Annotated in this window: 28 protein-coding genes; 22 read left to right on the plus strand and 6 right to left on the minus strand. The window is 73.6% G+C overall.

Annotation, left to right across the window (positions count from 1 at the left end; genetic code table 11):
* The 6 genes from AC1DQC_RS18045 to dnaE form a co-directional block, all read left to right on the plus strand.
* Positions 1-418, plus strand: a 418-nt coding sequence (locus tag AC1DQC_RS18045) for a DivIVA domain-containing protein (RefSeq protein WP_477052613.1), incomplete at its 5' end; no start/stop codon positions are given.
* Between the two features lie 164 nt (positions 419-582).
* Positions 583-1,044 (plus strand): TraR/DksA family transcriptional regulator, encoded by a 462-nt coding sequence (locus AC1DQC_RS18050; protein WP_477052614.1) that lies wholly within the window; start codon positions 583-585, stop codon positions 1,042-1,044.
* A 20-nt stretch (positions 1,045-1,064) separates the two neighbouring features.
* The gene (locus AC1DQC_RS18055; protein WP_477052615.1) at positions 1,065-1,673 is read left to right on the plus strand and encodes a signal peptidase II; all 609 of its coding nucleotides are present in this window, start codon (positions 1,065-1,067) and stop codon (positions 1,671-1,673) included.
* Positions 1,666-2,604: an RluA family pseudouridine synthase gene (locus tag AC1DQC_RS18060; RefSeq protein WP_477052616.1), complete on the plus strand. Its 939-nt coding sequence runs from the start codon at positions 1,666-1,668 to the stop codon at positions 2,602-2,604. The genes AC1DQC_RS18055 and AC1DQC_RS18060 overlap by 8 nt, the downstream gene beginning before the upstream one ends.
* On the plus strand, positions 2,601-3,080 hold the full coding sequence (locus AC1DQC_RS18065) for a GNAT family N-acetyltransferase (protein ID WP_477052617.1): 480 nt from the start codon (positions 2,601-2,603) through the stop codon (positions 3,078-3,080). The genes AC1DQC_RS18060 and AC1DQC_RS18065 overlap by 4 nt, the downstream gene beginning before the upstream one ends.
* Positions 3,081-3,161: 81 nt before the next feature.
* The gene (gene dnaE, locus AC1DQC_RS18070; protein ID WP_477052618.1) at positions 3,162-6,701 is read left to right on the plus strand and encodes a DNA polymerase III subunit alpha; all 3,540 of its coding nucleotides are present in this window, start codon (positions 3,162-3,164) and stop codon (positions 6,699-6,701) included.
* Here the strand turns inward: dnaE and AC1DQC_RS18075 are convergent.
* Positions 6,664-7,251: a peroxiredoxin gene (locus AC1DQC_RS18075; protein ID WP_477052619.1), complete on the minus strand. Its 588-nt coding sequence runs from the start codon at positions 7,249-7,251 to the stop codon at positions 6,664-6,666. The two genes, dnaE and AC1DQC_RS18075, sit on opposite strands and share 38 nt — an antisense overlap.
* 61 nt (positions 7,252-7,312) lie before the next feature.
* Here AC1DQC_RS18075 and AC1DQC_RS18080 point away from each other — a divergent pair, with 61 nt between their 5' ends.
* Positions 7,313-7,675 (plus strand): ArsR/SmtB family transcription factor, encoded by a 363-nt coding sequence (locus tag AC1DQC_RS18080; RefSeq protein WP_477052620.1) that lies wholly within the window; start codon positions 7,313-7,315, stop codon positions 7,673-7,675.
* Entirely contained in the window at positions 7,665-8,162 is a 498-nt protein-coding gene (locus AC1DQC_RS18085) for an SRPBCC family protein (RefSeq protein ID WP_477052621.1), read from the plus strand. Before AC1DQC_RS18080 ends, AC1DQC_RS18085 begins: the two co-directional genes overlap by 11 nt.
* A 7-nt stretch (positions 8,163-8,169) precedes the next feature.
* Here the strand turns inward: AC1DQC_RS18085 and AC1DQC_RS18090 are convergent, their stop codons facing one another.
* Positions 8,170-8,388, minus strand: a complete 219-nt coding sequence (locus AC1DQC_RS18090; protein ID WP_456825205.1) for an RNA-binding S4 domain-containing protein — start codon at positions 8,386-8,388, stop codon at positions 8,170-8,172.
* Positions 8,389-8,489: 101 nt separating this feature from the next.
* Between AC1DQC_RS18090 and hisD the strand changes: the two genes are divergently transcribed.
* From hisD to AC1DQC_RS18150, 12 genes are all read left to right on the plus strand, one after another.
* Positions 8,490-9,812 carry a histidinol dehydrogenase gene (gene hisD, locus AC1DQC_RS18095; protein ID WP_477052622.1) on the plus strand — a complete coding sequence of 441 codons (1,323 nt, stop codon included), beginning with the start codon at positions 8,490-8,492 and terminating at the stop codon, positions 9,810-9,812.
* An 88-nt stretch (positions 9,813-9,900) separates the two neighbouring features.
* Complete coding sequence (locus AC1DQC_RS18100) at positions 9,901-10,923, plus strand: 3-oxoacyl-ACP synthase III (RefSeq protein WP_477052623.1); 1,023 nt, start codon at positions 9,901-9,903, stop codon at positions 10,921-10,923.
* Positions 10,920-13,472, plus strand: a complete 2,553-nt coding sequence (locus tag AC1DQC_RS18105) for an alpha/beta fold hydrolase (RefSeq protein ID WP_477052624.1) — start codon at positions 10,920-10,922, stop codon at positions 13,470-13,472. Before AC1DQC_RS18100 ends, AC1DQC_RS18105 begins: the two co-directional genes overlap by 4 nt.
* Positions 13,469-14,464: an NAD-dependent epimerase/dehydratase family protein gene (locus AC1DQC_RS18110; protein WP_477052625.1), complete on the plus strand. Its 996-nt coding sequence runs from the start codon at positions 13,469-13,471 to the stop codon at positions 14,462-14,464. Before AC1DQC_RS18105 ends, AC1DQC_RS18110 begins: the two co-directional genes overlap by 4 nt.
* A 9-nt stretch (positions 14,465-14,473) precedes the next feature.
* Complete coding sequence (locus AC1DQC_RS18115) at positions 14,474-15,589, plus strand: histidinol-phosphate transaminase (protein WP_477052626.1); 1,116 nt, start codon at positions 14,474-14,476, stop codon at positions 15,587-15,589.
* Positions 15,586-16,197 (plus strand): imidazoleglycerol-phosphate dehydratase HisB, encoded by a 612-nt coding sequence (hisB, locus tag AC1DQC_RS18120; RefSeq protein WP_477052627.1) that lies wholly within the window; start codon positions 15,586-15,588, stop codon positions 16,195-16,197. Before AC1DQC_RS18115 ends, hisB begins: the two co-directional genes overlap by 4 nt.
* On the plus strand, positions 16,197-16,685 hold the full coding sequence (locus tag AC1DQC_RS18125) for a hypothetical protein (RefSeq protein ID WP_477052628.1): 489 nt from the start codon (positions 16,197-16,199) through the stop codon (positions 16,683-16,685). Before hisB ends, AC1DQC_RS18125 begins: the two co-directional genes overlap by 1 nt.
* 200 nt (positions 16,686-16,885) lie before the next feature.
* Positions 16,886-18,538: a cellulase family glycosylhydrolase gene (locus AC1DQC_RS18130; RefSeq protein ID WP_477052629.1), complete on the plus strand. Its 1,653-nt coding sequence runs from the start codon at positions 16,886-16,888 to the stop codon at positions 18,536-18,538.
* A 58-nt stretch (positions 18,539-18,596) separates the two neighbouring features.
* On the plus strand, positions 18,597-19,742 hold the full coding sequence (locus AC1DQC_RS18135; RefSeq protein WP_477052630.1) for a GH12 family glycosyl hydrolase domain-containing protein: 1,146 nt from the start codon (positions 18,597-18,599) through the stop codon (positions 19,740-19,742).
* Between the two features lie 83 nt (positions 19,743-19,825).
* A complete protein-coding gene (locus AC1DQC_RS18140; protein WP_477052631.1) occupies positions 19,826-20,476 on the plus strand; it encodes a type 1 glutamine amidotransferase family protein in 651 nt (216 codons plus the stop codon).
* Entirely contained in the window at positions 20,473-21,213 is a 741-nt protein-coding gene (gene priA / locus AC1DQC_RS18145) for a bifunctional 1-(5-phosphoribosyl)-5-((5-phosphoribosylamino)methylideneamino)imidazole-4-carboxamide isomerase/phosphoribosylanthranilate isomerase PriA (protein ID WP_477052632.1), read from the plus strand. The genes AC1DQC_RS18140 and priA overlap by 4 nt, the downstream gene beginning before the upstream one ends.
* Positions 21,210-21,941: an SseB family protein gene (locus tag AC1DQC_RS18150; protein ID WP_477052633.1), complete on the plus strand. Its 732-nt coding sequence runs from the start codon at positions 21,210-21,212 to the stop codon at positions 21,939-21,941. Before priA ends, AC1DQC_RS18150 begins: the two co-directional genes overlap by 4 nt.
* Here AC1DQC_RS18150 and AC1DQC_RS18155 read toward each other — a convergent pair.
* Genes AC1DQC_RS18155 through AC1DQC_RS18165 form a run of 3 tightly spaced genes read right to left on the minus strand, consistent with a single transcriptional unit; the run spans position 21,938 to position 23,678 of the window.
* Entirely contained in the window at positions 21,938-22,345 is a 408-nt protein-coding gene (locus tag AC1DQC_RS18155) for a spore germination protein GerW family protein (protein WP_477052634.1), read from the minus strand. The two genes, AC1DQC_RS18150 and AC1DQC_RS18155, sit on opposite strands and share 4 nt — an antisense overlap.
* A 17-nt stretch (positions 22,346-22,362) precedes the next feature.
* A complete protein-coding gene (locus AC1DQC_RS18160; RefSeq protein WP_477052635.1) occupies positions 22,363-23,088 on the minus strand; it encodes a S1C family serine protease in 726 nt (241 codons plus the stop codon).
* Positions 23,085-23,678 (minus strand): hypothetical protein, encoded by a 594-nt coding sequence (locus AC1DQC_RS18165; RefSeq protein WP_477052636.1) that lies wholly within the window; start codon positions 23,676-23,678, stop codon positions 23,085-23,087. Before AC1DQC_RS18165 ends, AC1DQC_RS18160 begins: the two co-directional genes overlap by 4 nt.
* Positions 23,679-23,842: 164 nt before the next feature.
* Here AC1DQC_RS18165 and AC1DQC_RS18170 point away from each other — a divergent pair, with 164 nt between their 5' ends.
* Complete coding sequence (locus tag AC1DQC_RS18170) at positions 23,843-25,141, plus strand: MFS transporter (protein WP_477052637.1); 1,299 nt, start codon at positions 23,843-23,845, stop codon at positions 25,139-25,141.
* Here AC1DQC_RS18170 and AC1DQC_RS18175 read toward each other — a convergent pair.
* Positions 25,122-25,481 (minus strand): DUF1844 domain-containing protein, encoded by a 360-nt coding sequence (locus AC1DQC_RS18175; RefSeq protein ID WP_477052638.1) that lies wholly within the window; start codon positions 25,479-25,481, stop codon positions 25,122-25,124. The two genes, AC1DQC_RS18170 and AC1DQC_RS18175, sit on opposite strands and share 20 nt — an antisense overlap.
* Before the next feature lie 288 nt (positions 25,482-25,769).
* Here AC1DQC_RS18175 and infC point away from each other — a divergent pair.
* Positions 25,770-26,688 (plus strand): translation initiation factor IF-3 (gene infC / locus AC1DQC_RS18180; protein ID WP_477052639.1); only part of this gene is annotated, 919 nt, incomplete at its 3' end.

A 26,688-nucleotide genomic window follows, 5' to 3' on the forward strand; every position in this document is an offset into this window, starting at 1 on the left:
GGCGCCGACCCAGGGCGCCGCCGTCGGCACCCCCACGCCGACGGCTGTGGTCGACGCCGCGCTCGCGGGCGACGTGGACCGGTGCGGACGGCTGCTCGCCCTGGCGCAGAAGCTGCACGACGACTACGTCCGCAGCGGCCAGGAGGAGTCCGACCGGCTGGTCGGCGAGGCCAAGAGCCAGGCGAACCGCATCGTCCGTGAGGCCGAGGAGACGTCGCAGCGCACGCTCGGACAGCTCGAGCAGGAGCGGTCTCTCCTCGAGCGCAAGATCGACGAGCTCCGGGTCTTCGAGCGCGACTACCGCACGCGTCTGAAGAGCTACCTCGAGAACCTGCTCGGCGACCTCGACAACCGGGGCAACGCGCTGCCGCCCCGGTCAGGTCAGCCGCAGCCGGTGGGCGACGGCCAGAACCTCTGAGAAGGGTCGGCGACCACCCGCCGCACCCTCTCGCGCCCTGCATCACCACTGGTCAGGTCGTACAAATACCCCACGCCACGCCGGGTTTCACCCGGCGTGGCGTGTTGTGTCCCTGGCTTCGCCCGCATACAGTCACGTGACTTCGAGGACAGGGGGGCCCGCTCGTGGCCATCAATGACGCGCTGAGCACGGTCGATATCAGCACGGACACCAAGGAGCTCGCCAAGCTCGTCAAGACCTTCCCGGTGCGCGACGGCGAGAAGCCGTGGACCGCCCGCGAGGTCAAGGACGTCGCGGACGAGCTGACCAGCGACATCGACCGACTCACCAGCGAGCTCGCGGCAGCGGACGCGGAGCTCTCGGACCTGCTGCGCAACTCCGGCGACGGAGCGGGCGACGACCAGGCCGACTCCGGCTCGTCGGCGCTCGAGCGCGAGCAGGAGCTCACGCTGGTGAACAACACGCGCGACCTGCTGTCGCAGACGAGCCGCGCCCTGGCGCGGATCGCGACCGGCACCTTCGCCACGTGCGAGTCCTGCGGCAAGGCGATCGGCAAGGCCCGCCTGCAGGCGTTCCCCCGCGCGACCCTGTGCGTGGAGTGCAAGCAGCGCGAGGAGCGTCGCTGACGCGCACGTAGACTCCTGCGGTGCCCACCACCACGGACGACCAGAGCGCCGCGCCCTCGATCCATCCACGACGTCGCGCGCTCCTGATCACGCTCTTCTCGATCGCCGGCGTCGTGCTGGTGCTCGACCAGGTGTCGAAGGCGTGGGCGCTGGACGCCCTCGCCGACGGTGAGCGCCGGCAGGTGGTCGGGGACCTGCTCGGTCTCCAGCTGGTGTTCAACCCCGGCGCGGCGCTGTCCATCGCCACGGGGATGACCTGGGTGCTCACCCTCGTCGCCACCGTGGTGATCGTCGTGGTCGTGCGGGCCAGCCGCCGGATCGGCTCGCGTGCCTGGGCCATCGCGCTCGGGCTGCTGCTGGGCGGCGCGCTCGGCAACCTCGTGGACCGCTGGATCCGGGAGCCCGGACCCGCGCGCGGGCACGTCGTCGACTTCATCGCGTACGCGCACTGGTTCGTCGGGAACGTCGCGGACATCGCCATCGTGGTGGCCGCCGTGATGGTCGTGATCCTCGCGGCGACCGGCGTGCACATCGACGGGACGCGCGACGGCCACGGCGACCCCGAGCCGGACGGCGAGACCGAGCCCGCCTCCGACGCCCCCGTCGAGCAGACCGAGCAGAATGCCTGACACGCGCGCGATGCCCGTGCCCGACGGGCTGGTCGGCGAGCGCGTCGACGCGGCGCTGTCGCGCCTGCTGGGCCTGTCCCGCACGCGTGCGGCGGAGATCGCCGAGGCCGGTGGGGTGCACCTCGACGGCAAGGAGCTCGGCAAGTCGGACCGCCTCGCGGCCAACGGCTGGCTCGAGGTCGAGATCCCGGACGTCGCCCCCGCGGCGGGCATCGAGGTCGTCGCCGAGCCCGTGCCGGGCATGCGCATCGTCTACGACGACGACGACCTGGTGGTCATCGACAAGCCCGTCGGCGTCGCCGCGCACCCGTCGCCGGGCTGGACCGGCCCGACCGTGGTCGGCGCCCTGATGGCCGTCGGCTATCGCATCTCCACGTCCGGTGCGGCCGAGCGGCAGGGGATCGTGCACCGGCTCGACGCCGGGACGTCGGGGCTCATGGTCGTCGCCAAGAGCGAGCACGCGTACACGGTGCTCAAGCGGGCGTTCAAGGAGCGCACGGTCGAGAAGGTGTACCACGCGCTCGTGCAGGGTCACCCCGAGCCGACGAGCGGCACCATCGACGCCCCGATCGGCCGGCACCCGAGCTCCGACTGGAAGTTCGCGGTGGTGGCGGACGGCAAGCCCTCGATCACGCACTACGAGGTGCTCGAGATGCTGCCCGCGGCCTCGCTGGTCGAGGTCCACCTGGAGACCGGCCGCACGCACCAGATCCGCGTGCACTTCGCCGCGACGCGGCACCCGTGCGTGGGCGACCTGACCTACGGCGCGGACCCGACGCTCGCGGCCCGCGTCGGCCTGACGCGCCAGTGGCTGCACGCGATGCGGCTCGGCTTCCACCACCCGAGCACGGGGGAGTGGCTGGAGCTGACCAGCGAGTACCCGGAGGACCTGTCCCGGTCGCTGGCGGTGCTGCAGGACGGGTACGCGTGATCGACGTCGTCGTGGTCGAGACGCCCGAGCAGCGGGCCGCGATGACCGCGATCCGCATGGCCGTGTTCGTGCAGGAGCAGAACGTGTCCGCCGAGCGCGAGATGGACGCGCTCGACGACGACCCGTCGACGCTCCACGTGCTCGCGCTCGCCGACGACGGCACCGCGCTCGGGACCGCCCGGCTGCTGCCGCCGCACCACCCGGGTGAGCCCGCCCACATCGGCCGCGTCGCGGTGAGCGCCGCGGCCCGCGGTCTGGGCGTCGGTGCGCGGCTCATGGCGGCCCTCGAAGCCGCGGCGCTGGAGCGTTACGGCGCCGCGTCGGACAGCTCCCGGACCGTGTCCGTCGAGCTCAGTGCGCAGGAGCAGGCGCTCGGCTTCTACGCGCGGCTGGGCTACGTCGCGCGGCCGGAGCGGTACCTCGACGAGGCGATCTGGCACCGCGACGCCGTGAAGGTCGTCACCGCTCCGGCGTAGCGCGCGCGACACGCCGGGCGGCCGCCGACACGGGTCCGTGGCGGCTCAGGAGTGTCGGTGGCGCGACGTAGGATCGCCCGCATGGCATCTGCTGGAGGCTCCGACTTCGTCCACCTCCACGTGCACACCGAGTACTCGATGCTGGACGGCGCCGCCCGGCTGGGCGACCTGTTCGCTGAGGTCGAGCGGGTCGGCCAGACGGCGATCGCCACCACCGACCACGGCTACCTGTTCGGCGCGTTCGACTTCTGGTCGAAGGCCACGGCGGCGGGCATCAAGCCCATCATCGGCGTCGAGGCGTACGTCACCCCGGGTACCAGCCGGTTCGACCAGACCCGCGTGCGGTTCGGCCAGCAGGGCCAGGAGCAGGACGACGTCTCGGCGCGCGGCTCCTACACCCACATGACGCTGCTGGCCCGGAACAACGAGGGCCTCCACAACCTGATGCGCGCCTCGTCGCTGGCCTCGCTCGAGGGGCAGATGGGCAAGTGGCCGCGCATGGACCGCGACCTGCTGCAGCGGTACGGCAAGGGCCTGATCGCGACCACCGGCTGCCCGTCGGGGGAGATCCAGACCCGGCTGCGCCTGGGCCAGTGGGACGAGGCCGTCCGCGCGGCCGGCGAGCTGCAGGACATCTTCGGCAAGGACTTCTTCTATATCGAGGTCATGGACCACGGGCTCGACATCGAGACCCGGGCGATCAAGGACCTGCTGCGCCTCTCGGAGACCATCGGCGCACCCCTGCTGGCCACCAACGACCTGCACTACGTGAAGCAGGAGGACCGCGCGTCGCAGGACGCGCTGCTGGCCATCAACTCGGGCTCCACGCTGGCGGACCCGGACCGGTTCAAGTTCGACGGCGACGGCTACTACGTGAAGACCGCGGAGGAGATGCGCCGCGTCTGGGCCGAGCACCCCGAGGCCTGCGACAACACCCTGCTCGTCGCGGAGCAGTGCGAGGTCTCGTTCAACACCTCGGCCAACTACATGCCGAACTACCCCGTCCCGGCCGGCGAGGACGAGACCAGCTGGTTCATCAAGGAGGTCGAGACCGGCCTGCACGTGCGCTACCCGGACGGGATCCCCGACGAGGTGCGCAAGCAGGCCGAGTTCGAGACCGAGGTCATCACGGGGATGGGCTTCCCGGGGTACTTCCTCGTGGTCGCCGACTTCATCAACTGGGCCAAGAACAACGGCATCCGGGTGGGCCCCGGTCGTGGGTCCGGTGCCGGCTCGATGGCCGCGTACGCGATGCGGATCACCGACCTCGACCCGCTGCAGCACGGCCTGATCTTCGAGCGGTTCCTCAACCCGGACCGCGTCTCCATGCCCGACTTCGACGTCGACTTCGACGAGCGTCGGCGCGGCGAGGTCATCCGGTACGTGACCGAGAAGTACGGCGAGGACCGCGTCGCGCAGATCGTCACCTACGGCACGATCAAGGCCAAGCAGGCCCTCAAGGACTCCGCGCGGTTGCTGGGCATGCCCTTCGCGATGGGCGAGAAGCTCACCAAGGCGATGCCGCCCGCGATCATGGGCAAGGACATCTCGCTCACGGGCATCTTCGACCCGGCGGACAAGCGGTACAACGAGGCCGAGGAGTTCCGCCAGGTCCACGCGGCGGACCCCGACGCCCAGCGCGTGGTCGAGCTGGCGAAGGGCATCGAGGGCCTGAAGCGTCAGTGGGGCGTGCACGCCGCCGGCGTCATCATGTCGAGCGACCCGCTGATCGACATCATCCCGATCATGCGGCGCCCCCAGGACGGCGCGGTCATCACCCAGTTCGACTACCCGACGTCCGAGGGCCTCGGCCTGATCAAGATGGACTTCCTCGGGCTGCGCAACCTCACGATCCTCGACGACGCGCTCGAGAACATCGTGATGAACGACAAGGAGCCCGTGGTCCTCGAGGACCTCGCGCTCGACGACCGGGCGACGTACGAGCTGCTCGGCCGCGGCGACACCCTGGGCGTGTTCCAGCTCGACGGCGGCGGCATGCGCTCGCTGCTGCGACTCATGCGTCCCGACAACTTCGAGGACATCTCGGCGGTCGGCGCCCTGTACCGACCGGGCCCGATGGGTGCGAACTCGCACACCAACTACGCGCTGCGCAAGACGGGCGTCCAGCCGGTCACCCCGATCCACCCGGAGCTCGAGGAGCCGCTCGCGGAGATCCTGGGCACCACGTACGGCCTGATCGTCTACCAGGAGCAGGTCATGGCGATCGCCCAGCGCGTCGCCGGGTACTCGCTCGGCCAGGCCGACATCCTGCGCCGTGCGATGGGCAAGAAGAAGAAGTCGGAGCTGGACAAGCAGTTCGAGGGCTTCTCCGCCGGCATGGTCGAGCGCGGCTTCTCGATGGGCGCCGTGCAGACGCTGTGGGACATCCTGCTGCCGTTCTCCGACTACGCGTTCAACAAGGCGCACTCCGCCGCGTACGGGGTCATCTCGTACTGGACCGCCTACCTCAAGGCCAACTACTCCACCGAGTACATGGCCGCGCTGCTGACCAGCGTGCGCGACGACAAGGACAAGTCGGCGCTGTACCTGGGCGAGGCGCGGCACATGGGGATCACGGTCCTGCCGCCCGACGTGAACTCGTCGTCCGCCAACTTCACGGCCGTCGGCAAGGACATCCGGTTCGGCCTCACGGCGGTCCGCAACGTCGGCTCCAACGTGGTGGACGCGATCGTGCGGGCGCGCGAGGAGAAGGGCGAGTTCACGTCCTTCACCGACTTCCTCGACAAGGTGCCCGCGGTGGTCTGCAACAAGCGGACCATCGAGTCGCTCATCAAGGCCGGCGCCTTCGACTCCCTCGGGCACGCCCGCCGCGCGCTGCTGCTCGTGCACGAGCAGGCCGTCGACTCGGTGATCGGCGTCAAGCGCAAGGAGGCCGAGGGGCAGTTCGACCTCTTCGCCGACCTGCTGGGCGGCGACGACGGGGCGCAGGGGTTCTCGGTCGTCGTCCCGGACCTGCCGGACTGGGACAAGAAGCAGCGGCTGGCGTTCGAGCGGGAGATGCTCGGGCTGTACGTGTCGGACCACCCGCTCTCCGGGCTTGAGCACGTGCTCGCCGCCGCGGCGGACGTGTCGATCGCGACCCTGCTGGGCGACGAGCAGCGGCCCGACGGCTCCACGGTGGTGGTCGCCGGCCTCATCACGTCGCTGCAGCGCAAGATGTCGAAGCAGGGCAACCCGTGGGCCGCGGTGACCATCGAGGACATGGAAGCCTCGGTCGAGATCATGTTCTTCGGCGAGACCTACCTGGCGTACTCCACGGCTCTGGCCGAGGACGCGGTGGTCGTCATCCGCGGACGTGTGCGGCGTCGCGACGAGACCATGCAGCTGCAGGCCATGGAGGTGTCGCTGCCCGACGTCTCCCAGGCGGCGGACGCGCCCGTCGTCGTGTCGATGGCGGTCTCCCGCTGCACCCCGCCGGTGGTCGAGCGGTTGCGCGAGGTCCTCTCCACCCATCCCGGCGTCACGGAGGTGCACCTGCGGCTCACCAGCCCCGGTCGCGCCACGGTGATGCGGCTCGACCACGGGTTGCGGGTCGAGCGGTCGCCGTCCCTGTTCGGCGACCTCAAGGCGCTGCTGGGACCGAGCTGCCTGGCGTCCTGACCAGCCACGCAAGGACCTCGGCCGCGTGCCGGTCGGGCGGGAAGACGGGGTAGAAGACCTTCTCGACGACGCCGTCGGTCACGACCATCGTGAGCCGGCGCAGCAGCGTCCGGCCACCGGCGCCGAAGGTGGGCAGCCGCAGCGCCCGGGTGAGCGCGAACCCCTCGTCGCTGAGCATCGGGAACGGCAGGTGCAGGCGCTCGACGGCCTCGCGCTGGTAGGCGGTGTGCTGGGTCGACAGCCCGTAGACCGCGGACGCGCCGGCGGCGAGCAGGTCGGCGTGGTGGTCGCGGAACGCGCAGGCCTCCGCCGTGCAGCCGCGGGCGCCCGGGATGGCGTCCCAGTCGGCCGGCAGCTCGACCCCGGGGCCGCCGCCGGTCATCGGGTAGGCGTAGACCACCGTGCGGCCGGGCCCGAGCCCGTCGAGGGCGACGGCCGCGCCGTCGGTGGAGCGCAGGGCGACCGCCGGCATCGGGCTCCCGACGAGGTGGTCGGCCGCGCCGTCGTCGACGGGCACCGGCAGGTCGTCGGGGAGCCGTGTCAGGTCCATGGGCGCCACCCTAGTCATATGCGGCTTGCGTTATATAACCGAAAGTGGAAACATCGGTGCCATGCAGACCATGGACGCGCTGGGGGACCCGGTGCGGCGCCGGCTGGTGGAGCTGCTCGCCGACGGGGAGCGCAGCGCGGGCCACCTCGCGGCCGCGGTCGGCGACGAGTTCGGCATCAGCCAGCCCGCAGCGTCCCGCCACCTGCGGGTGCTGCGCGAGGCCGGGGTCGTGGACTCGGTGCCCCAGGGTGCCGTCCGCCTGTACTCGGTCCGACCCGAGGCCCTCGACGAGGTCGAGCGCTGGGCGCGCGGCATCCGCCGGTTCTGGGACGGCCGGCTGGACGCGCTGGAGACGGAGATCGCGCGGGGCGCCAGCGAGCGGCGCCGCTCGACCGGGACGACGAGGAGCCGAGATGACGACTGACGTGTGGGGCGTGCTGGTGCCGACCGGCGCGGACGTGACGGTCCGCTTCGAGCGCCGCTACCCGACCACTCCGGAGGACCTCTGGGCCTCGCTGACGGACCCGGCGCGCCTGGCGCGCTGGCTCGGCCCGGTGTACGGCGACCTGCGGGTGGGCGGCCGGTACGAGCTGCGGATGGGTGACGACGAGGCGGGGTCGCCGCAGAACACGGTCGGCGACGTGCTCGAGTGCGACGCCCCGCGGCTGCTCGTGGTCGGTTGGGGTTTCCCCGGCGAGGACCCGACCCGCGTCCAGGTCGCCATCCGCCCGGACGGCGACGGCTCCGTCCTCGTGCTGGAGCACCTGGGCCTGTCCGAGTCCGCGGCCCGGGGCTACGGCGCCGGCTGGCACGCCTCCCTGGGCCAGCTCGACGACCACGCTGCGGGGCGGCCGGTCCGGTCGTGGCAGGAGATCTTCGACGCGGCCCTGCCGCACTACCGGCAGGCGTGACCCGCCGTCAGCCGACCGTGGCCTCCTTGTAGCCGGTCGGCAGGTCCACCTCGACGACGTCGCCGCGGACCAGCTGGCGACCGCGGCGCGCCTCGTCCTCGCCGTTCACCGTGACGGCACCGTCCTCGAGCAGCTCGCGGGCGTGCGCCCCGGAGTCGGCGAGGTCGGCGAGCTTGAGGAACTGGCCGAGCCGGATCGAGTCGTCGGAGATGGGCACCGTGGTCATGGGAGCAGTCTGCCTGGTGCGCGGGGAGTGTGGCGCAGCGCACGGACCGCCCGGTGGTCGTGGTCAGGCCGCGCCCAGAGGTCCGTCCTATGCTCAGGAACGTGATCACCCGCATCGACCTGCGCGGTCGCACCCTGTCACGCCGGGAGCTCCTCGAGGAGCTCCCGCGCGCCGAGGTCGACGTCGAGCACGCCGCCGAGGTCGTCGCGCCCATCCTGGCGGCCGTCCGCGCGCGCGGCGCGGCCGAGCTGCGCGACCTCGCGGAGCGGTTCGACGGCGTGCGGCCGGTGCACCTGCGGGTCCCGACGGACGCGATCGCCGCGGCGGTGGACGTGCTGGACGCCGGTGTCCGCTCCGCGCTCGAGGAGACGATCCGCCGGGTGCGCGAGGTGCACGGCGCGCAGCGTCCCGCGGACTTCACCGTCGAGCTGGCGCCGGGGGCGCAGGTCCGGCAGCGCTGGGTCCCGGTCCGCCGCGTCGGTCTCTACGTGCCCGGCGGCCTGGCGGTGTACCCGTCGTCGGTAGTGATGAACGTGGTCGCGGCACAGGCCGCGGGCGTCGGGTCGCTCGCCGTGGCGTCCCCGCCGCAGAAGAACGACGGGGGCCTGCCGGACCCCGTGGTGCTGGCGACGTGCGCGCTGCTCGGCGTGGACGAGGTCTACGCGGTCGGCGGTGCGCAGGCGGTCGCGATGTTCGCCTACGGCGCGGCCGGCAGCGAGGACATCGACGGCGAGACCCTGTGCGAGCCCGTCGACGTCGTCACCGGTCCGGGCAACGTGTACGTCGCCGCGGCCAAGCGGCTGGTGCGCGGCACCGTCGGCATCGACGCGGAGGCCGGCCCCACCGAGATCGCGATCCTGGCGGACGGCACAGCGGATGCCACGCACGTCGCCGCGGACCTGGTGTCGCAGGCCGAGCACGACCCCCTCGCCGCGGCGGTCCTGGTGACCCCGTCGGTCGAGCTGGCGGGCGCGGTCGAGGCGAAGCTGATCGACCGGGTCGACGCCACGATGCACCGCACCCGCGTGACCACCGCGCTGCGGGGCGAGCAGTCGGCGATCGTGCTGGTGGACGACCTGGAGCAGGGGCTCGAGGTGGTCAACGCCTACGGCGCCGAGCACCTCGAGATCCAGACGGTCGGGGCCGCGGCGCTGGCCGAGCGCGTGACCAGCGCGGGCGCGATCTTCGTCGGTGCGTACTCGCCCGTGTCGCTGGGCGACTACATGGCGGGCTCGAACCACGTGCTGCCCACCGGCGGCTGCGCCCACTTCACCAGCGGGCTGGGCGTGCACTCGTTCCTGCGCGCCGTCCAGGTGATCGAGTACGACGCCGACGCGCTCGCGGAGGTCGCCGACCGGATCGTCGCGCTCGCGGACGCCGAAGGGCTCCCGGCGCACGGCGAGGCGGTGCGGGCCCGATTCTGACGCATCCCATCCGAGAGCCAGCGCGCCGACCGCGCCGACCCGCCGCCGGCCGCGCGTGCGACCTCAGCCCCCGTCGAGAGGACAGCCTGTGACAGGCAACGCGACGTTCCGCCACCGTGATGTCGCCCTCCTCGCGGTCGTCGGCATCGAGGCCCCGGTCGTGGTGCCGTCCACGGTGTTCGACGAGCGCCTGGCGCCGACGCTGACGCGACTGCGCCTGCCGCGGGGGCTGCTGTCCCGCGTGGCCGGGGTGCACGAGCGACGCTGGTGGGACGAGGAGATGACCTTCGACGACGCCGCGACGGCCGCCGGCGCCAAGGCGCTGGCCGAGGCGGGCATCGACGCCGGGAACGTCGGCCTGCTCATCAACACGTCGGTGACCCGGACCTTCCTCGAGCCGTCCGTCGCCTCGCGCATCCACTCGAACCTGTCGCTGCCGTCGAGCGCCCTCAACTTCGACCTGACCAACGCGTGCCTCGGGTTCGTCAACGGGATGACGCTCGCGGCGCAGCTCATCGACTCGGGCCAGATCTCGTACGCGGTCATCGTCAACGGCGAGGACCCGCGCCCGACGCAGGAGGCCACGATCGCGAGACTGACCTCGCCGGACACCACCCGAGAGTCCTTCCTCGAGGAGTTCGCCACGCTCACCCTCGGGGCGGGCGCCGCAGCCGCGGTCCTCGGCCCGGCGCACCTGCACCCCGGCGCCCACCGGCTCCTGGGCGGCGTGGCGCGGTCCGCCACCCAGCACCACGAGCTGTGCGTCGGCGGCGTCGACGGGATGAAGACCGACCCGAGCGGGCTGCTGGCGGGGGGCCTCGAGCTCGTCGTCGACGCCTGGAACGAGGCCCAGCCCGAGTGGGACTGGGCGGACGTCGACCGTGTCGTGACGCACCAGGTCTCGTCGGTGCACACCCGCTCGATCGTCGACGCGCTGGGGCTGGACCCCGAGCGCGTGCCGACGACCTTCCCCCGCTGGGGGAACGTCGGCCCGGCGGCCCTGCCGATGACCCTCGCGGAGCAGGCGGACTCGCTGCGCACGGGCGACCGCGTGCTGTGCATGGGAGTCGGCTCGGGCCTGCACACCGCCATGGCCGAGATCGTCTGGTGACCGCCGCGTCGACACCCCCGGCGGACGTCCTCGAGGCCGGCGGGATCGATCCGCGCTGGTCGCGCGTGGTGCGGGTGGGGTCGCGGACCTGGCACCTGCTCGACAACGGTCCCACCCTGGAGGCACCGCCGGTCGGGACGCTGCTCTGCGTCCATGGCAACCCCACGTGGTCGTTCCTGTGGCGCCGCCTGGTCGCGGCCGGTGCGCGACCCGAGCGCCCGTGGCGCGTGATCGCCGTCGACCAGCTCGAGATGGGGTTCTCGGAGCGGACGGGGGAGCAGCACCGGCTGGCCGACCGCGTCGCGGCCCTGGGCGACCTCACCGACGAGCTCGGCCTGACCGGACCCGTGGTGACGGTCGGTCACGACTGGGGCGGCGTGGTCAGCCTGGGCTGGGCGCTCGACCACCCGGACCTGCTGGCGGGCGTGGTGCTCACCAACACCGCGGTCCACCAGCCGTCCGAGGACCCGCTGCCGGGGGCGCTGCGGGTCGCGATGGCGCCGGGCGTGCTGCCCGTCGGCACCGTGACGACGCCCGCGTTCCTCGAGACGACGCTCGCCCTTGCGCACCCGCGCCTGGACCCGGCCGTCGCCGACGCGTTCCGGGCGCCGTACCGGACGGCCGAGCGGCGGGCGGGGATCGGCGGCTTCGTCGCGGACATCCCCGCGGCCCCCGACCATCCCAGCCGCGCCGAGCTGGACCGGATCGCCGAGGGCATCCGCGACCTCGCGGTCCCGGCGCTGCTGCTGTGGGGTCCGCGCGACCCCGTCTTCTCCGCGCGCTACCTGCGGGACCTGCGCGCACGCCTCCCGCACGCCGACGTGCACCGGTTCGAGGGGGCTGGGCACCTGGTGGTCGAGGACGCCGACGCCGCCKGCGGCGTTCTGCGCTGGCTCGACGCGCAGCCCACCTCGTCCRAGCCGGCGGCGAGCACCGAGCCCTTCCGGGCGCTCGGGGCGACGCTCGTCGAGCGCGCCGCCGACGAGGGCACGGCGCTCGTCGAGCTGGCCGGACCGCGCTCGCGGCGCGCGAGCTGGGCGGCGCTCGCGGCCCGCACCGACCAGCTCGCCCGTGGCCTCGCGGCGAGCGGCGTGCTGCCCGGCGACCGGGTGGCGCTGCTGGTCCCGCCCGGGGTCGACCTCACCTCGGTGCTCTACGCGTGCCTGCGGCTCGGCGCCGTCGTCGTCGTCGCGGACGCGGGGCTGGGAGTCCAGGGCCTCACCCGCGCGGTGCGTGCGGCCGAGCCGACGGTCGTCGTCGGGATCGAGAAGGCGCTGGTCGCCGCGCGCTGGCTGCACTGGGCACCGACCCTGGTCAGCGCCGGCCCCCTGCGGGCGGGCGTGCGGCAGGCGCTCGGCGTCGCGGCGTCCCTCGACGAGCTCGCCGCGCTCGGCCGGGCCTCGACCGAGGACCTCCCGTGGCCCGACCCGGACGCGGATGCTGCGGTGCTGTTCACGTCCGGCTCGACGGGGCCGGCCAAGGGCGTCGCGTACACGCACCGGCGGCTCGCGGCCATGCGCGACGCCGTCGCCCGCACCTACGGCATCGGACCCGACAGCCCGCTCGTCGCGGCGTTCGCGCCCTTCGTCCTGCTCGGCCCCGCGCTCGGCGCGACGAGCGMGAGCCCGCACATGGACGTGACCTCGCCGGGCACCCTCACCGCGGCGGCCCTGGCCGAGGCCGCGCGCGCGATCGACGCCGCGGTCGTGTTCGCCTCGCCGGCCGCCCTGCGGTCGGTGGTCCGCACCGCCGACGGCTCGGAGCGCGCCGCGCTGGCCGGCGTCCGGCTGTTCCTGTCGGCGGGCGCGCCGGTGGGTCGCGAGCTCCTGGAGGCCGCCGCCGACCTGATGCCCGCGGCCGAGGCGCACACGCCGTACGGCATGACCGAGGCCCTGGTCGTGGCGGACGTCTCGCTCGACGAGCTGCGGGCGCTGCCGCCGGGTGACGGGGTGTGCGTGGGCCGGCCCGTGCCGGGTGTGCGGGTGGCGGTCAGCCCGCTGGACGCCGACGGGCAGGCGACCGGCGCACCGGTGCAGGAGCCGAACGTGACCGGCGAGGTGCTGGTCGCCGCGGCCCACGTGAAGGAGCGGTACGACGGCCTGTGGCTCACCGAGCAGGCGGCGTCGCGCGACGCGGGCTGGCACCGCACCGGCGACGTCGGGCACCTCGACGCCGACGGCCGGCTCTGGATCGAGGGCCGGCTCGCGCACGTGCTGGTGACGGCGTCCGGCGTGCGGACCCCCGTCGGGCCGGAGCAGCGGGCGCAGGCCGTGGCGGGCGTGGTGGCCGCGGCCGTCGTCGGCGTCGGTCCGCGCGGCGCCCAGCAGGTGGTCGTCGTCGTGCAGCCCGAGGTCTACTCCCACGGCCCGGTCGTCGCGGACCCGTCGCTCGCCGCCGCCGTCCGGGCCGCGCTGCACGGCACGGAGGTCGCTGCCGTCCTCGTCGTCGAGCGGCTGCCGACCGACGTGCGCCACAGCTCGAAGATCGACCGGTCCCGCGTGGCGGCCTGGGCCGAGCGGGTGCTGGCCGGGGAACGGGCCCGCCTGTGACGCGCGTGCTGGTCACGGGCGCGAGCGGCATGCTCGGTCGGGCGGTCGCCGCGCGGCTGGTCGCGGACGGGCACGACGTGCGCACCCTGCAGCGCAGCCCGTCGCGGGTCGCGGGGGCGCGGGACGTCGCCGGCTCGGTCACCGACCGCGCCGTCGTGCCGGCGGCGGTCGCGGACCGGGACGCGGTCGTGCACCTCGCCGCGAAGGTCGACATCACCGGGCCGCTGACCCAGTTCGAGGCCGTGAACGTCGAGGGCACCCGCCACCTGGTCGAGGAGGCCGCGTCGGCGGGGGTGCGGCGGTTCGTGCACGTGTCCTCGCCGTCGGTGGCGCACGTCGGCCTCTCGCTGGCCGGGGCGCCCGCGGCGCCGGCGGACCCGGAGCACGCGCGCGGCCACTACGCGCGGACGAAGGCCGCCGCGGAGCTCCTCGCGCTCGCCGCGCACGATCCCGACGGCATGCGCGTCGTCGTGGTCCGGCCGCACGTGGTGTGGGGCCCGGGGGACACCCAGCTGCTCGGGCGGGTCGTGGACCGGGCGCGGTCGGGGAGGCTGCCCGTGCTCGGCCAGGGGGCCGCCCTCATCGACACCACCTACGTCGACAACGCCGTGGACGCGCTCGTCGCGGCACTGCACGCGGACGTCGCGGCCTACGGCGAGGCGTACGTCGTCACCAACGGCGAGCCGCGGCCCGTGCTCGAGCTCCTCGTCGGGATCTGCGTGGCCGCCGGCGTCCCGGTGCCCCGTCGGCACGTCCCCGCAGCGCTGGCCCGCGGCGCGGGCTCGGTCCTCGACGCCGCCTGGCGGACGCTCCCGCTGCCCGGTGAGCCTCCGCTGACCCGGTTCGTCGCCGAGCAGCTCTCGACCGCGCACTGGTTCGACCAGCGCCGCACGCGCGAGGCGCTCGGGTGGCACCCCGCGGTGAGCCTCGACGAGGGGCTGGCCCGTCTGGCGGACTGGACGTCCCGGCAGCCGGCGTCGGCGGCTCCCTAGACTCGGCACGTGACTGCTGATCTCCTGCGCGGCGCGCTCCCGCTGCGTCCCGACCTCGTCGGCCTCGAGCCCTACGGCGCACCCCAGCTGGACGTGCCGCACCTGCTCAACGTCAACGAGAACCCGTACGCGCCCGCGCCCGACGTGGTCGCCGACATCGCCGCCGCCGTCGCGCGCGCGGCGGAGGGCCTGAACCGTTACCCGGACCGCGACTTCGACGCCCTGCGCGCCGACCTCGCGGCGTACCTGCACGTGGAGTCCGGCGTCGCGCTGGCCACCGAGCAGGTGTGGGCCGCGAACGGGTCGAACGAGATCATGCTGCACGTCCTGCAGGCCTTCGGCGGGCCGGGTCGCACGGTGCTGTCGTTCGCGCCGACGTACTCCATGTACCCCGAGTACGCCCGCGACACGTTCACGGGGTGGGTGGCGGGGCGCCGCGAGGAGGACTTCGGGCTCGACCCGGACGTCGCGCGGGCCGCGATCGCCGAGCACGCGCCGTCGGTGGTGCTGCTGGCCAGCCCGAACAACCCGACCGGCACGGCGCTGCCCGCGGCCACGGTGCTCGCGGTGCTCGACGCCGCCGCCGCGGTGCCGGGCGGCTGCGTGGTCGTCGTCGACGAGGCCTACGGGGAGTTCCGCCGCTCGGGCACCCCCTCGGCGCTCGAGCTGCTCGCGGACCACCCGCACCTCGCCGTGAGCCGGACCATGTCGAAGGCCTTCGGCCTCGCGGGCGCCCGCGTGGGCTACCTCGCGGCCGCCCCGGCGCTGGTCGACGCCCTGCGTGTCGTGCGGCTGCCGTACCACCTGTCCGCGGTGACGCAGGCGGTGGCCCGCGCGGCCCTCGCGCACGCGCCCGCCCTGATGGCGCAGGTGGGGTCGCTGCGCGACGAGCGGGACGCCCTGGTGGTCTGGCTGCGCGAGCGCGGCCTGACCGTCGCCGAGTCGGACGCGAACTTCGTGCTGTTCGGCCTGTTCGACGACCGGCACGCGATCTGGCAGGGTCTGCTCGACCGGGGCGTCCTCATCCGTGAGGTCGGGCCCGACGGATGGCTGCGGGTGTCGGTCGGCACCCCGGACGACATGGTGGCGTTCCAGGACGCCCTGGTGGAGGTGGCAGGACTGTGAGTGCCCCGAAGGCTCGCACCGCGCGCATCGAGCGCGCGACCAGCGAGTCGAGCGTGCTCGTCGAGCTGGACCTGGACGGCACCGGCCGCACCGACATCTCGACGACCGTGCCGTTCTACGACCACATGCTCACGGCGCTGGGCAAGCACTCGCTGATCGACCTGACCGTCAAGGCGACCGGCGACACCCACATCGACGCGCACCACACGGTCGAGGACGTCGCGATCACGATCGGCGAGGCGCTGCGGGAGGCCCTGGGCGACAAGCGCGGCATCTCGCGGTTCGGCGACGCGACGGTGCCCCTGGACGAGGCGCTCGCCCAGGCCGTCGTCGACGTGTCCGGGCGGCCGTTCCTCGTGCACACCGGCGAGCCCCCCGGCCAGGAGTACCACCTGATCGGCGGCCACTTCACCGGCTCGCTGACCCGGCACGTGCTCGAGTCGATCGCGCACCACGCCGCGTTCAGCATCCACGTGCGCGTGCTCGCCGGCCGGGACCCGCACCACATCGTCGAGGCCCAGTTCAAGGCGCTCGCCCGGGCCCTGCGGTTCGCCGTGGCGCTCGATCCCCGGGTGGACGGGATCCCGTCGACGAAGGGCGCGCTCTGATGGCGGACGACCTGCCCGACGACTTCGAGGTCCCCGACGACCTCTCCTCGCTGCTGGACGCGCCCGCCGAGGAGCCATCGGTCGTCCTGGTGATCACGCAGGTCGCCGCGCCCGCGCCCCTGGCGGCCGCGTGCGCCATCGCCAAGGTCGAGGTCGACGTGGTGCCGACGGACATCGGCGCGATCGCGGTGCTGCGCGACCCACGCGCCGCCGCCGAGGGCGCGGGGGCGATCTCGAAGCTGTTGCGCACGCTGCCCGTGATCCTGCTCGAGCGGCGCGAGGGCCAGATCACGGCGACGCGCTGGACGGCCGGCGAGCGCGGCGACAAGCTGCCCGCCGGTCTGGTCCTGTCCGACGCGCCCGCGGTGCTCGAGGACCTGCTGCTGGGCTCGGTCGGGGCGGCCGACGTCGAGGGCGTCGTGACGAGCGTGGGCATGTCGCGCTGGCAGGCCATGCGGACGATCGCAGGCTCCGGCAAGAAGAAGTAAGGGAGCTGCTCCGCCGAGCGTGTAGCGGTAAAGAAAGAAACGTTTAGCCCGTCGCGGGACGTCGCCGCCGGTGCTTGCATGGCTGGCAACTGGTCGTCCCTCGCCCCGCACGCCGTGTCCGTCGGGTCGCCTCGAAGACGAGGCGCCGCCCCGCGCTCTGCTCCTGGGAGAGGAACCCCTCCGTCCTCCCAGGAGCACTCATGACACGCACACGAGGCAGCCTGCTCGGCCGCCTGCTGGGCGCCCTCGCGGTCGTCGCCCTCGCCCTCACCACCGTGGTCGCGACGACCCAGAGCAGCGCTGTCGCCGCCGCGAGCGGCACGGGATCCGGCTACCTCAGCACCCGGGGCAACCAGATCGTCGACGCCACGGGCGCGACGGTCCGCCTGACCGGCATCAACTGGTTCGGGATGGAGACGGACAACAAGACGTTCCACGGCCTGTGGGCGAGCGTGACGTGGAGGTCGATGATCGACCACATGGCCCAGCTGGGCTACAACACGATCCGGGTGCCGTACGCCGGTGACGCGCTCAAGTCCGGCGCGGTGGCCACGAGCGTCAACACCAACACCAACCCCGACCTGGTGGGCCTCTCACCGCTGCAGATCTTGGACCGGGTCGTCGACTACGCCGGCTCCCTCGGGATGCGCGTGATCCTGGACCGGCACCGGCCCACCTCGGCGGGCCAGACCGCGCTCTGGTACACCCCGACGGTGTCCGAGGCGAGCATGATCGCCGACTGGCAGATGCTGGCCCGGCACTACGCGGGCAACACGACCGTCGTCGGCGCCGACCTGTTCAACGAGCCCCACGCCGAGGGCACCTACCCCAACGGCACCGGCTCCTGCTGGGGCTGCGGTGACACCGCACGCGACTGGCGGCTGGCCGCCGAGCGCATCGGCAACGCCGTGCACGCCGCCAACCCGAACTGGCTCGTGCTCGTCGAGGGCGTCAGCTGCCTGGACGGCAGCAACGCGAACGTGTGGGACTCGATCCCCGACGACCCCAACGCGTGCAGCTGGTGGGGCGGAAACCTGTCGGGAGTGGCGAAGAACCCGGTGCGGCTGACCGTCCCGAACAAGCTGGTCTACTCCGCGCACGACTACGGCATCTCGGTGTACGACCACCAGGACTGGTTCGACACCACCAAGCACCCCGACTTCCCGGCGAACCTGCCCGCCGTCTGGGACTACTACTGGGGCTACATCTCCAAGCAGAACATCGCCCCGGTGCTGGTCGGCGAGTTCGGCAGCACCTTGCGCGACCCCCGCGACACCCAGTGGATGACCGCGCTGGTCAGCTACATGCGGACCAACGGCATGTCGTTCACGTACTGGTCGTGGAACCCGGACTCCGGCGACACCGGCGGCATCGTGCAGGACGACTGGGTCACGGTGAACACGAACAAGCAGTCCATCCTCCAGCCCGCCCTGGTGCCGCCGGTCAAGCCGGGCACGACGCCCACCGGCACCCCGACGCCCACGCCGACGGGCAGCACGACGCCGACCCCCACGCCCACCCCCACACCGACGACCTCGACCGGCAGCTGCACCGCGACCGTGACGATCTCGAACGCGTGGCCCACCGGCTACCAGGCCGCCGTCACGGCCAAGAACACGGGCGGCGGGTCGGTGAGCCCCTGGGTGGTCTCGTTCACGGTCCCGGCCGGCGTCACGATCGCCAGCGGCTGGAACGGCACGTTCACCCAGTCGGGCACGACGGTCACCGTCACGGCGCCCACGTACAACGCCGCGCTCGCGGCCGGCGCGACGGCGAGCGTCGGGTTCACGGCCAACGGCACGTCCACCCCGGCGCCCCGCGCCGTCCGGCTCAACGGAGCCACCTGCTCCTGAGAGCGCCACAGCCGGTCCCGGCCGGCAGGTCCGTGTCCCCACCCTCTGAAGGAGAGTCATGCCCCGTCGTCGCGTCCTCGCGCTGATCGCCCTGCTCTGCACGTTGCTCGGGATGTCGGGGGTCGCCGCCGCCCAGCTGGCGACCGCCGCACCCGTGCTGTGCGACCAGTACGCCAGCACGCCCATCCAGGGCGGCCGGTACATCGTCATGAACAACCGCTGGGGCACCAGCGCCACGCAGTGCATCGACGTGTCGAGCACGGGCTTCACGGTGACGCAGGCCGACGGCTCGGTCGCCACGAACGGAGCCCCCAAGTCGTACCCGGCCGTGTTCTACGGCTGCCACTACTCCAGCTGCACCACCAGCGGCAACATCCTCAGCCCGAACGGCCTGCAGGCGTCCGACCCGCGGTTCGCGTCGATCTCGACCAGCGTGAGCATGACGTACCCCGGCAGCGGGACGTACGACGCGGCGTACGACATCTGGTTCAACAAGAGCCGGCCGAGCACGACCACGCAGCAGAACGACGGCGCCGAGCTCATGGTCTGGTTGAACCACACCGGGTCGATCCAGCCCATCGGCTCCAGGATCGGCACGGCGAACATCGCCGGGGCGACCTGGGACGTGTGGTCGGGCAACACCGGCTGGAACGTCATCTCGTACGTGCGCCAGACGCCGACGTCGTCCGCGAGCTTCCTGGTGAACGACTTCTGGAAGGACGTGGTCAGCCGCGGCCTGGGGTCGACCAGCTGGTACCTCACCAGCATCCAGGCGGGCTTCGAGCCGTGGGTCGGTGGCGCCGGCCTGGCCGTGAACAGCTTCTCCGTGACCACGGACGGCACGCAGCCCACGCAGACCCCGACCCCGAGGCCGACGCCGACGGGCAACCCGACCACCGGCCCGGCGGCCTGCACGGCGACCGCGGCCATCACCGGGTCGTGGGGAGGCGGGTTCCAGGCGGCGGTCACGGTGAAGAACACCGGCTCGGCCACCCTGAGCCACTGGTCCGTCCGCTGGGCGTTCCCCGGCGGCCAGTCGATCAACAACCTCTGGAACGGGGTCGCCTCGCAGTCCGGCGCGAACGTCACGGTGGCGAACGCCCCGTACAACGGGCTGCTGGGCGGCGGCGCGTCGACGTCCTTCGGRTTCGTGGGCAACGGCTCCGCACCGGGGTCGCTGGCGCTCACCTGCACCGGGTCCTGACCCGCACCCCCTGACCTGCGCCGGTCCGTCTCGCGGACCGGCGCAGGTCCGGGCGGCACGACGGCCGCGGGTACCGTGGTCCGGTGCCCGCCCTGCCCCTCGTCGTCGTCCTCGACCACGGTCCCGACGACCACGCCCCGCTGGCCGAGGCCCTCACCCGCGCGGGCGCCCACGTCGAGATCACGGCCGACAAGCGCACGGCGCTCGCCGCCGACGGGCTGGTCGTCGCGGGGAGCCGGTCGTTCGCCGAGGTCATGGCCGGCGTGCTCGCGGTGAGCGGGGACCAGGTCGTGGACCGTCGGCTCGCCGGCGGGCGCGCCGTGCTCGCGATCGGCGTCGGGATGCACGTGATGTTCGCGGCGGGTCCGGGCGCCGAGGGCCTGGGGGAGTGGCCGGGTGTCGTCGAGCCCGTGGAGCCGGCCGCCGCCGCCCCGGTCGAGGTCACGGACGGCTCGAGGCTGTTCGCCGACCTCGACGAGGCCGAGTTCCACTTCGCGCACACCCACGCCGCCCGGACCTTCCCGTTGCTCGACGACTGGCCCGCGGACACGCGGCTGGTCGTCCCCGTCGTGACGTGGTCGGCGGGTGCCGACCGGTTCGTCGCCGCCGTCGAGAACGGCCCCCTCACCGCCCTCCAGCTGCGTCCCGAGCTCTCCGGCGACGCCGGCGCTCAGGTGCTCGCGCGCTGGGTCGCCGCCCTTCCTGCCCCAGCCACCACGGGAGACCCCGCATGACCGACCGCCTCGAGCTGCTGCCCGCCGTCGACGTCGCCGACGGCCAGGCCGTCCGCCTGACCCAGGGCGCCGCCGGCACCGAGACGGGGTACGGCGCCCCGCTGTCCGCCGCGCTCGACTGGTACACCGGCGGCGCGGAGTGGATCCACCTGGTCGACCTCGACGCCGCCTTCGGGCGGGGATCGAACGCGGTCCTGCTGTCGGAGGTGACCGCCGAGCTCGTCGCCAAGGGCGTCAAGGTCGAGCTGTCGGGCGGCATCCGCGACGACGCGTCGGTCGAGCGCGCGCTGGGTACCGGCGCGACGCGCATCAACCTGGGCACCGCGGCGCTGGAGAACCCGGAGTGGACCGCGCGCGTGATCGGGTCCTTCGGCGAGCAGATCGCCGTGGGCCTCGACGTGCGCGGCACGACGCTCGCGGCGCGCGGCTGGACCCAGGACGGCGGAGACCTGTGGGAGGTGCTCGCCCGGCTCGAGGACGCCGGGTGCGCCCGCTACGTGGTGACCGACGTGAACAAGGACGGCATGCTCAATGGCCCGAACGTCGAGCTGCTGCGCGAGATGTGCAGCCGGACCGACGCCCCGGTGATCGCCTCCGGTGGCGTGTCCAGCCTCGAGGACCTCCGTGTCCTGCGCACCCTCGTCCCGCTGGGCGTGGAGGGCTCGATCGTCGGCAAGGCGCTCTACGCGGGCGCGTTCACGCTGCCCGAGGCGCTGGACGTCGCCGGGCGCCCGTGACGGGACGCGAGCTCCCGCCCTCGTCCCCGTTCGCGGGTGACGACGGCACGGCTGACCCTGCCGTCGCCGCGGCGCTCGCTGCTCTCGGCACCGGCACGGGCTCGGTCGCGGACGTCGTGGCCGCGCTCGCGGGCACGCGCGTGCTGGTGCCCGTGCTCGCGGAGCTCGAGGTCGAGGACGTCGCCGTGCACGCGGGTCACGAGCACACGGTCGACAAGGAGGCCTCGGCGGGCATCGTCGCGCTGCGGGCGCCCGACGGCCGCACCGCCCTGCCCGTGTTCACGTCGGTCGCGTCGATGACGGCGTGGCGGACGGACGCCCGACCGGTGCCCTCGGACGTCGCCCGCGCCGCGCTGTCCGCCGTGACCGAGGGCTGGGAGGTGCTCGTCGTCGACCCCGGTGGCCCGACGACCGTCCTGGTCCCGCGGCCCGCCGTGTGGGCGCTCGCGCAGCAGGAGCGGTGGCGGCCCGCGGTGACCGCCGACGGCGTCGATCCGGAGCTGCGCGCCGCGATCGTCGCCGCCGTGGCACCCGTCGCCGGTGTGGTGTCGGTCGACGCCGTGCCCGGCACGCGGGCAGAGGTGGCGGTCGTCGTCGACCTCGTCGCGGGACTGGACCGCGCGGGCCTCGACGCTGTGCTCGCGCAGGTCAACGCCTCGGTGGCCGGCGTCGAGCTGGTGGCCACGCGCGTCGACTCCCTCGAGCTGCGGCCGCGCGCCGCGCGCTAGCGGCGGCGCTTGACCGCCCACGCGAGGGCGACCGTGCTGAACACGACCGCGGCGACCAGCTGACCGCCGAGGATCACGCGGTTGAGGTCGAGCGCGGGCCGCCAGTGCGCGCCGGACTCGTCGACGACGAAGACGCCGACCGCCTTGACGCGCACGCCGTACCCGCCGCCGCCGCCGTGCCCCATCTGCGCGCGGGGCCGGACGGCGTCGCCCTCGCCCTCGGCGTCGGGGGATCCGCCGGTCTCGCCGGAGCCGGCGCCGGACCCGGTGGCGCCCCAGACCTTGGCGACCGGGATGACGAGGGTGCCGGCGCGCTCGTAGGCGTCGCCGAACACCCGGCGGACGCTGAGGGCGTCGTTGGTGGCACGCGTGACGGACTCGGGGTCGAAGCGCGGGACGGGCATGGGATCCTCCGGAGGGTTCAGCCGGTGCAGGGCGCCGCGGGCGTGAACGACGCCTCGTCGTCCAGCATGGACCGCAGCGTGCTCACGGGCACCACAAAGCTGCGCCCGTTCTCGTCCTTGGCGTACACGACGCCGACCACGTGGCCGTCGGCGTCCAGCACCGCGGAGCCCGAGCTGCCGTGCTCGACGGGGGCGTCGGTGACCAGGACCTCGCCCAGGTTGTCGTTGAGCGGGTCGGTCTGGCTCGCCAGCACGTGCCCCGTCGTCACGGTGAGCGCCTTGCCCAGCGGGTAGCCGACCACCGTGACGGCGTCGCCGATCGCCGGGTCGGCCGTCGCGAGCTCCGGCKAGGTCGGCAGGGCGTCCTGCGTGTGCACGATCGCCAGGTCCGCCAGGCCGGCGGTGCTGGCCGCGGCTGCGGCGAGGTCGCGGCCGTCGTACGTGGAGATCTGCAGGGTCGACGCGTCCTTCACCACGTGCCGGTTGGTGACCACCGTGTGGTCGTCGAGCGCGAAGCCCGACCCCGTCGACAGGGCCCCGCAGCCGATGTTCCGGATGCGCACGGCCATGCGCTGCGCCGAGTCGAACCCGTCGGGGGAGAGGTTGCCGCTCGACGTCGGGGTGGGCCGCGGGAAGTCCGTGGGCACGACGCTCGTCGGCACCGGCGCGGGCATCGCCGGCAGCACGCTGCAGCCGGCCGTCAGCAGAAGCGCGGTGCCCACCAGCACGGCCCGCCGCCTCATCGCTGGAGCTCGCGCTGCAGCGCCGCGTTGGCGTCGGTCGCCTTCTGGCAGACCGTCTGCACGTCGGCGGTGAACCGGGCGAGGTCAGCCTGGTCGTACTGGGCCGAGTTCTGCAGGTAGCCGATGAGGCGCTGCTGCCCGTCGACGCAGGCCGCCAGCGCGGTGGCCACCTGCCCGGCCGCCTGCGACACCCGCGACTGGTAGTCGGCGAGCTGCTGCTGCGAGGCGCTCGTGTCGCCCAGCTGCGCCTTCTCGTCCGCCAGCTGGGTGATCCGCTCCTGGGCGGTCGCGAGCTGGCCCCGGGCGGCGTCGAGCTCCGCCTGCGTCGCCGCGAGGTCGGCCTGGGACGACGCCAGGTCGGTGCCGGTCGAGCGTGCGAGCGTCTCCCAGTCGTGGGCCGACGACTGCCACGCGTCGTTCGTCCGCAGCAGGTCCGCCACCAGCAGGCCGGCGCCCACGAGCGTGGCGACGAGCAGCACCGCGAGCACGGTCGTCGCGGTGCGCGGTCGACGCCGGGGCGGAGTCGGCGCACCGGACGATTCGGGCGGCGCGGCGAGCCACGGAGCCGGCGCGGGGGTGACCTCAGTCACGGGCTCCTTCCCCGTCGGGGGCGTCCCGGCGCTCGCGCGGGGGTCGTCGGGCTGCATCGCCCCAGGATAGGAGCCCTGCACCCTCGTCCATCCGCTCTTCCGGCGTCGACCGGCGGTCGACCATCCCGACCGGGGCACGGGTCGGCGGCAGCGACAATCGTCGGATGCCCTCGACGACCTACGGAGCCGTGCTGCGCCTGCCCGGCGTCGCGCGCCTCTTCGTCGTCTMGTTCCTGGCCCGTATCCCGGCGGCCATGGTGGGCGTCGTCCTCACCCTGCACGTCGTGACCACGCTCGACCGCGGCTACGCGCAGGCCGGGGTCGTGGTCGGCGCCGCGACGGTCGGGATGGCCCTCGGCGCGCCATGGCGCGGCCGCCTGGTGGACAAGCTCGGGCTGCGCCGCGCGATCGCCCCGTCGATCGCGGTCGAGTCCGCCGTGTGGCTCGCGGCGCCGCACCTCACCTACGAGCTGCTCACCGGCGCGGCGTTCCTCGCGGGCCTGTTCCTCGTCCCCGTGTTCTCCGTCAGCCGCCAGTCGCTGTCCGTCCTGGTGCCCCTGCAGCACCAGCGTGCGGCGTTCGCGCTCGACTCGGTCGCGGTCGAGCTCACGTTCATGCTCTCGCCGGTGGTCGGGGTGCTGCTCGCGACGCAAGCGTCGACGTCGCTCGCGCTCACCGTCGTGGGAGCCCTGACCGTCGGCGGCGGGCTCCTGCTCGTCTGGGCGAACCCCCCGACGCGCAGCGCGGTCGCAGTCGGGCCCGCCGCCGAGCTCCCCAAGGGCCGGCTGCTCACGCCGGGTCTGGTCGTCGTCCTGCTGGCGGGCGTCGCGGCGGCCTTCGTGCTGGTCGGCACCGACGTGTCGCTCGTCGCCACCCTGAACGACAGCGGTCGGTCCGCCGACATCGGCTGGATGATCGCGCTGTGGGCCGGCGGCTCCGTCGTCGGCGGGCTGGTGCACGGTGCCAGCCACCGCACCCCGTCACCGCTCCTGCTGGTCGCGATCCTCGCGCTGGCCACCGTGCCCGCGGCCTTCGCCACCGGTCAGGTCTGGCTCGCCGTCGCGGTGGTCGTCGCCGGCCTGCCGTGCGCGCCGGCCCTGTCGTCGATCAACGCGACCCTCGTCCGCCTCGTGCCCGAGCACCGCCGGGGCGAGGTGATGGGCTGGAGCGGCACCATGTCGACCGTCGGCAACGCCCTCGGCGCCCCCCTGTGCGGCGCCGTGATCGACCGTGCGACGCCGGKTGCCGGGTTCCTCACCGCGTCCCTGGTGGGCGGCGGCCTGGCGGTCGGCGGGCTCGCGGTGCTGGCCGTCGCCCGGCGCCGTGGCGCGACCGACCCGGAGCCGGACGTGCCGCCGGTCCCCGCGCGCCACGTCCCGGCCGGACGGCGCCGGGTCCGCCTGGTCCGGCACCGTGGCGCCGCTGTCCCGCGGCGCGCGCGGGTCAGACGACCGAGCCGGTGAACCTCTCCCCGGGGCCCTCGCCGGGGGCGTCGGGGAACGGCGACGCCTCGCGGAACGCGAGCTGCAGCGAGCGCAGGCCGTCGCGCAGGGAGCGGGCGTGCTGGTTGCCGATGTCCGGGGCCGAGGCCGTGACCAGCGCGGCGAGCGCCGTGATGAGCTTGCGGGCCTCGTCCAGGTCCAGGAAGTCGGCGCCGGCCCCCGTGGGTCCGTCCTCGGCGAGCCCGCACTTCACTGCGGCCGCGCTCATGAGGTGGACCGCTGCGGTCGTGATGACCTCGACGGCGGCGACGTCGGCGATGTCCCGCGTGGCGGCGGTCGTGGGGTCGGTGCTCTCGCTCATGGGCCGATCCTCTCATCGGGCCACGGCCCGGGCTGCGGTCCACTCCATCCCCCGGTCTCTGGTAACCTAGGCAGTCGACTGACCTGGGCTGTGCCCGCTCTCACGGGCGGACGCGGCTCCGGCGCACAAGTGGAGTCTCTCCCACCTGGGCCTCGACCGTTCGATGCGTATGACTGCGCACCGTCGACAGAGACCGGGTCACAGTCCGCACCGGGCGGCGCAAGCTGCTCCCGGTCGCGTGACACGGCTACGGCCGTGGGCACGTCGCGGACCTCGAGGCCTCCTCCTGTGCTCAGGACGGGGGCCTTCCTCGTTCCTGACGGTCGTCACGACGAACCTGAGGAGCACCACATCAGCGAGCCCCGCATCAACGATCGGATCCGCGTCGCCGAGGTCCGCCTGGTCGGCCCCAACGGCGAGCAGGTCGGCATCGTCCGCGTGGAGGACGCACTGCGCCTGGCGCAGGACGCCGACCTCGACCTCGTCGAGGTGGCCCCTGACGCTCGTCCGCCCGTCTGCAAGATCATGGACTACGGCAAGTTCAAGTACGAAGCAGACATGAAGGCCCGCGAGGCCCGGCGGAACCAGACGAACACGGTCCTCAAGGAGATCCGTTTCCGGCTGAAGATCGACCCGCACGACTACGGCACCAAGAAGGGCCACGTCGAGCGGTTCCTCACGGCCGGCGACAAGGTCAAGGTCATGATCATGTTCCGCGGCCGCGAGCAGTCCCGCCCCGAGATGGGTGTGCGCCTGCTGCAGCGGCTCGCCGACGACGTCTCGGAGCTCGGCTTCATCGAGAGCATGCCGAAGCAGGACGGCCGCAACATGATCATGGTGCTCGGCCCGAACAAGAAGAAGGCCGACCAGAAGCAGGAGCAGCGCCGTGCGGCGCAGGCTGCTGCGGCACGCGAGCAGAACGCTGCGGCAGCCGCTGCGGCCGCTGCTGCGGCGGCGAACCCGGCCCCGGCCGAGCCCGCCGTCGAGGCGCCCGCGGTCGTCGAGACCCCGGCCGTCGTCGAGACGCCCGCCGCGGTCGTCGAGACCCCGGCCGTCGTCGAGGCGCCTGCCGCGGTGGAGACCCCGGCGCCTGCCGAGGTCGAGGCTGAGGTCGAGACCCCGGCGCCCGCGCCGGCTGCCGCTCGCCCCGCCGCCTCGCGTCCGGCCGCCCCGCGACCGACGCCCGCCGCCGCACCCCGTGCGACGA

Source organism: Cellulomonas sp. P4_H12, assembly GCF_056400905.1.

Coding starts and splice junctions, on each gene's coding strand:
- priA (WP_477052632.1), top strand. CDS start 20,473: ATGACCGACCGCCTCGAGCTGCTGCCCGCCGTCGACGTCGCCGACGGC.
- AC1DQC_RS18175 (WP_477052638.1), bottom strand. CDS start 25,481: ATGAGCGAGAGCACCGACCCCACGACCGCCGCCACGCGGGACATCGCC.
- AC1DQC_RS18090 (WP_456825205.1), bottom strand. CDS start 8,388: ATGACCACGGTGCCCATCTCCGACGACTCGATCCGGCTCGGCCAGTTC.
- AC1DQC_RS18085 (WP_477052621.1), top strand. CDS start 7,665: ATGACGACTGACGTGTGGGGCGTGCTGGTGCCGACCGGCGCGGACGTG.
- AC1DQC_RS18075 (WP_477052619.1), bottom strand. CDS start 7,251: ATGGACCTGACACGGCTCCCCGACGACCTGCCGGTGCCCGTCGACGAC.
- AC1DQC_RS18155 (WP_477052634.1), bottom strand. CDS start 22,345: ATGCCCGTCCCGCGCTTCGACCCCGAGTCCGTCACGCGTGCCACCAAC.
- AC1DQC_RS18130 (WP_477052629.1), top strand. CDS start 16,886: ATGACACGCACACGAGGCAGCCTGCTCGGCCGCCTGCTGGGCGCCCTC.
- dnaE (WP_477052618.1), top strand. CDS start 3,162: ATGGCATCTGCTGGAGGCTCCGACTTCGTCCACCTCCACGTGCACACC.
- AC1DQC_RS18060 (WP_477052616.1), top strand. CDS start 1,666: ATGCCTGACACGCGCGCGATGCCCGTGCCCGACGGGCTGGTCGGCGAG.
- AC1DQC_RS18080 (WP_477052620.1), top strand. CDS start 7,313: ATGCAGACCATGGACGCGCTGGGGGACCCGGTGCGGCGCCGGCTGGTG.
- AC1DQC_RS18125 (WP_477052628.1), top strand. CDS start 16,197: ATGGCGGACGACCTGCCCGACGACTTCGAGGTCCCCGACGACCTCTCC.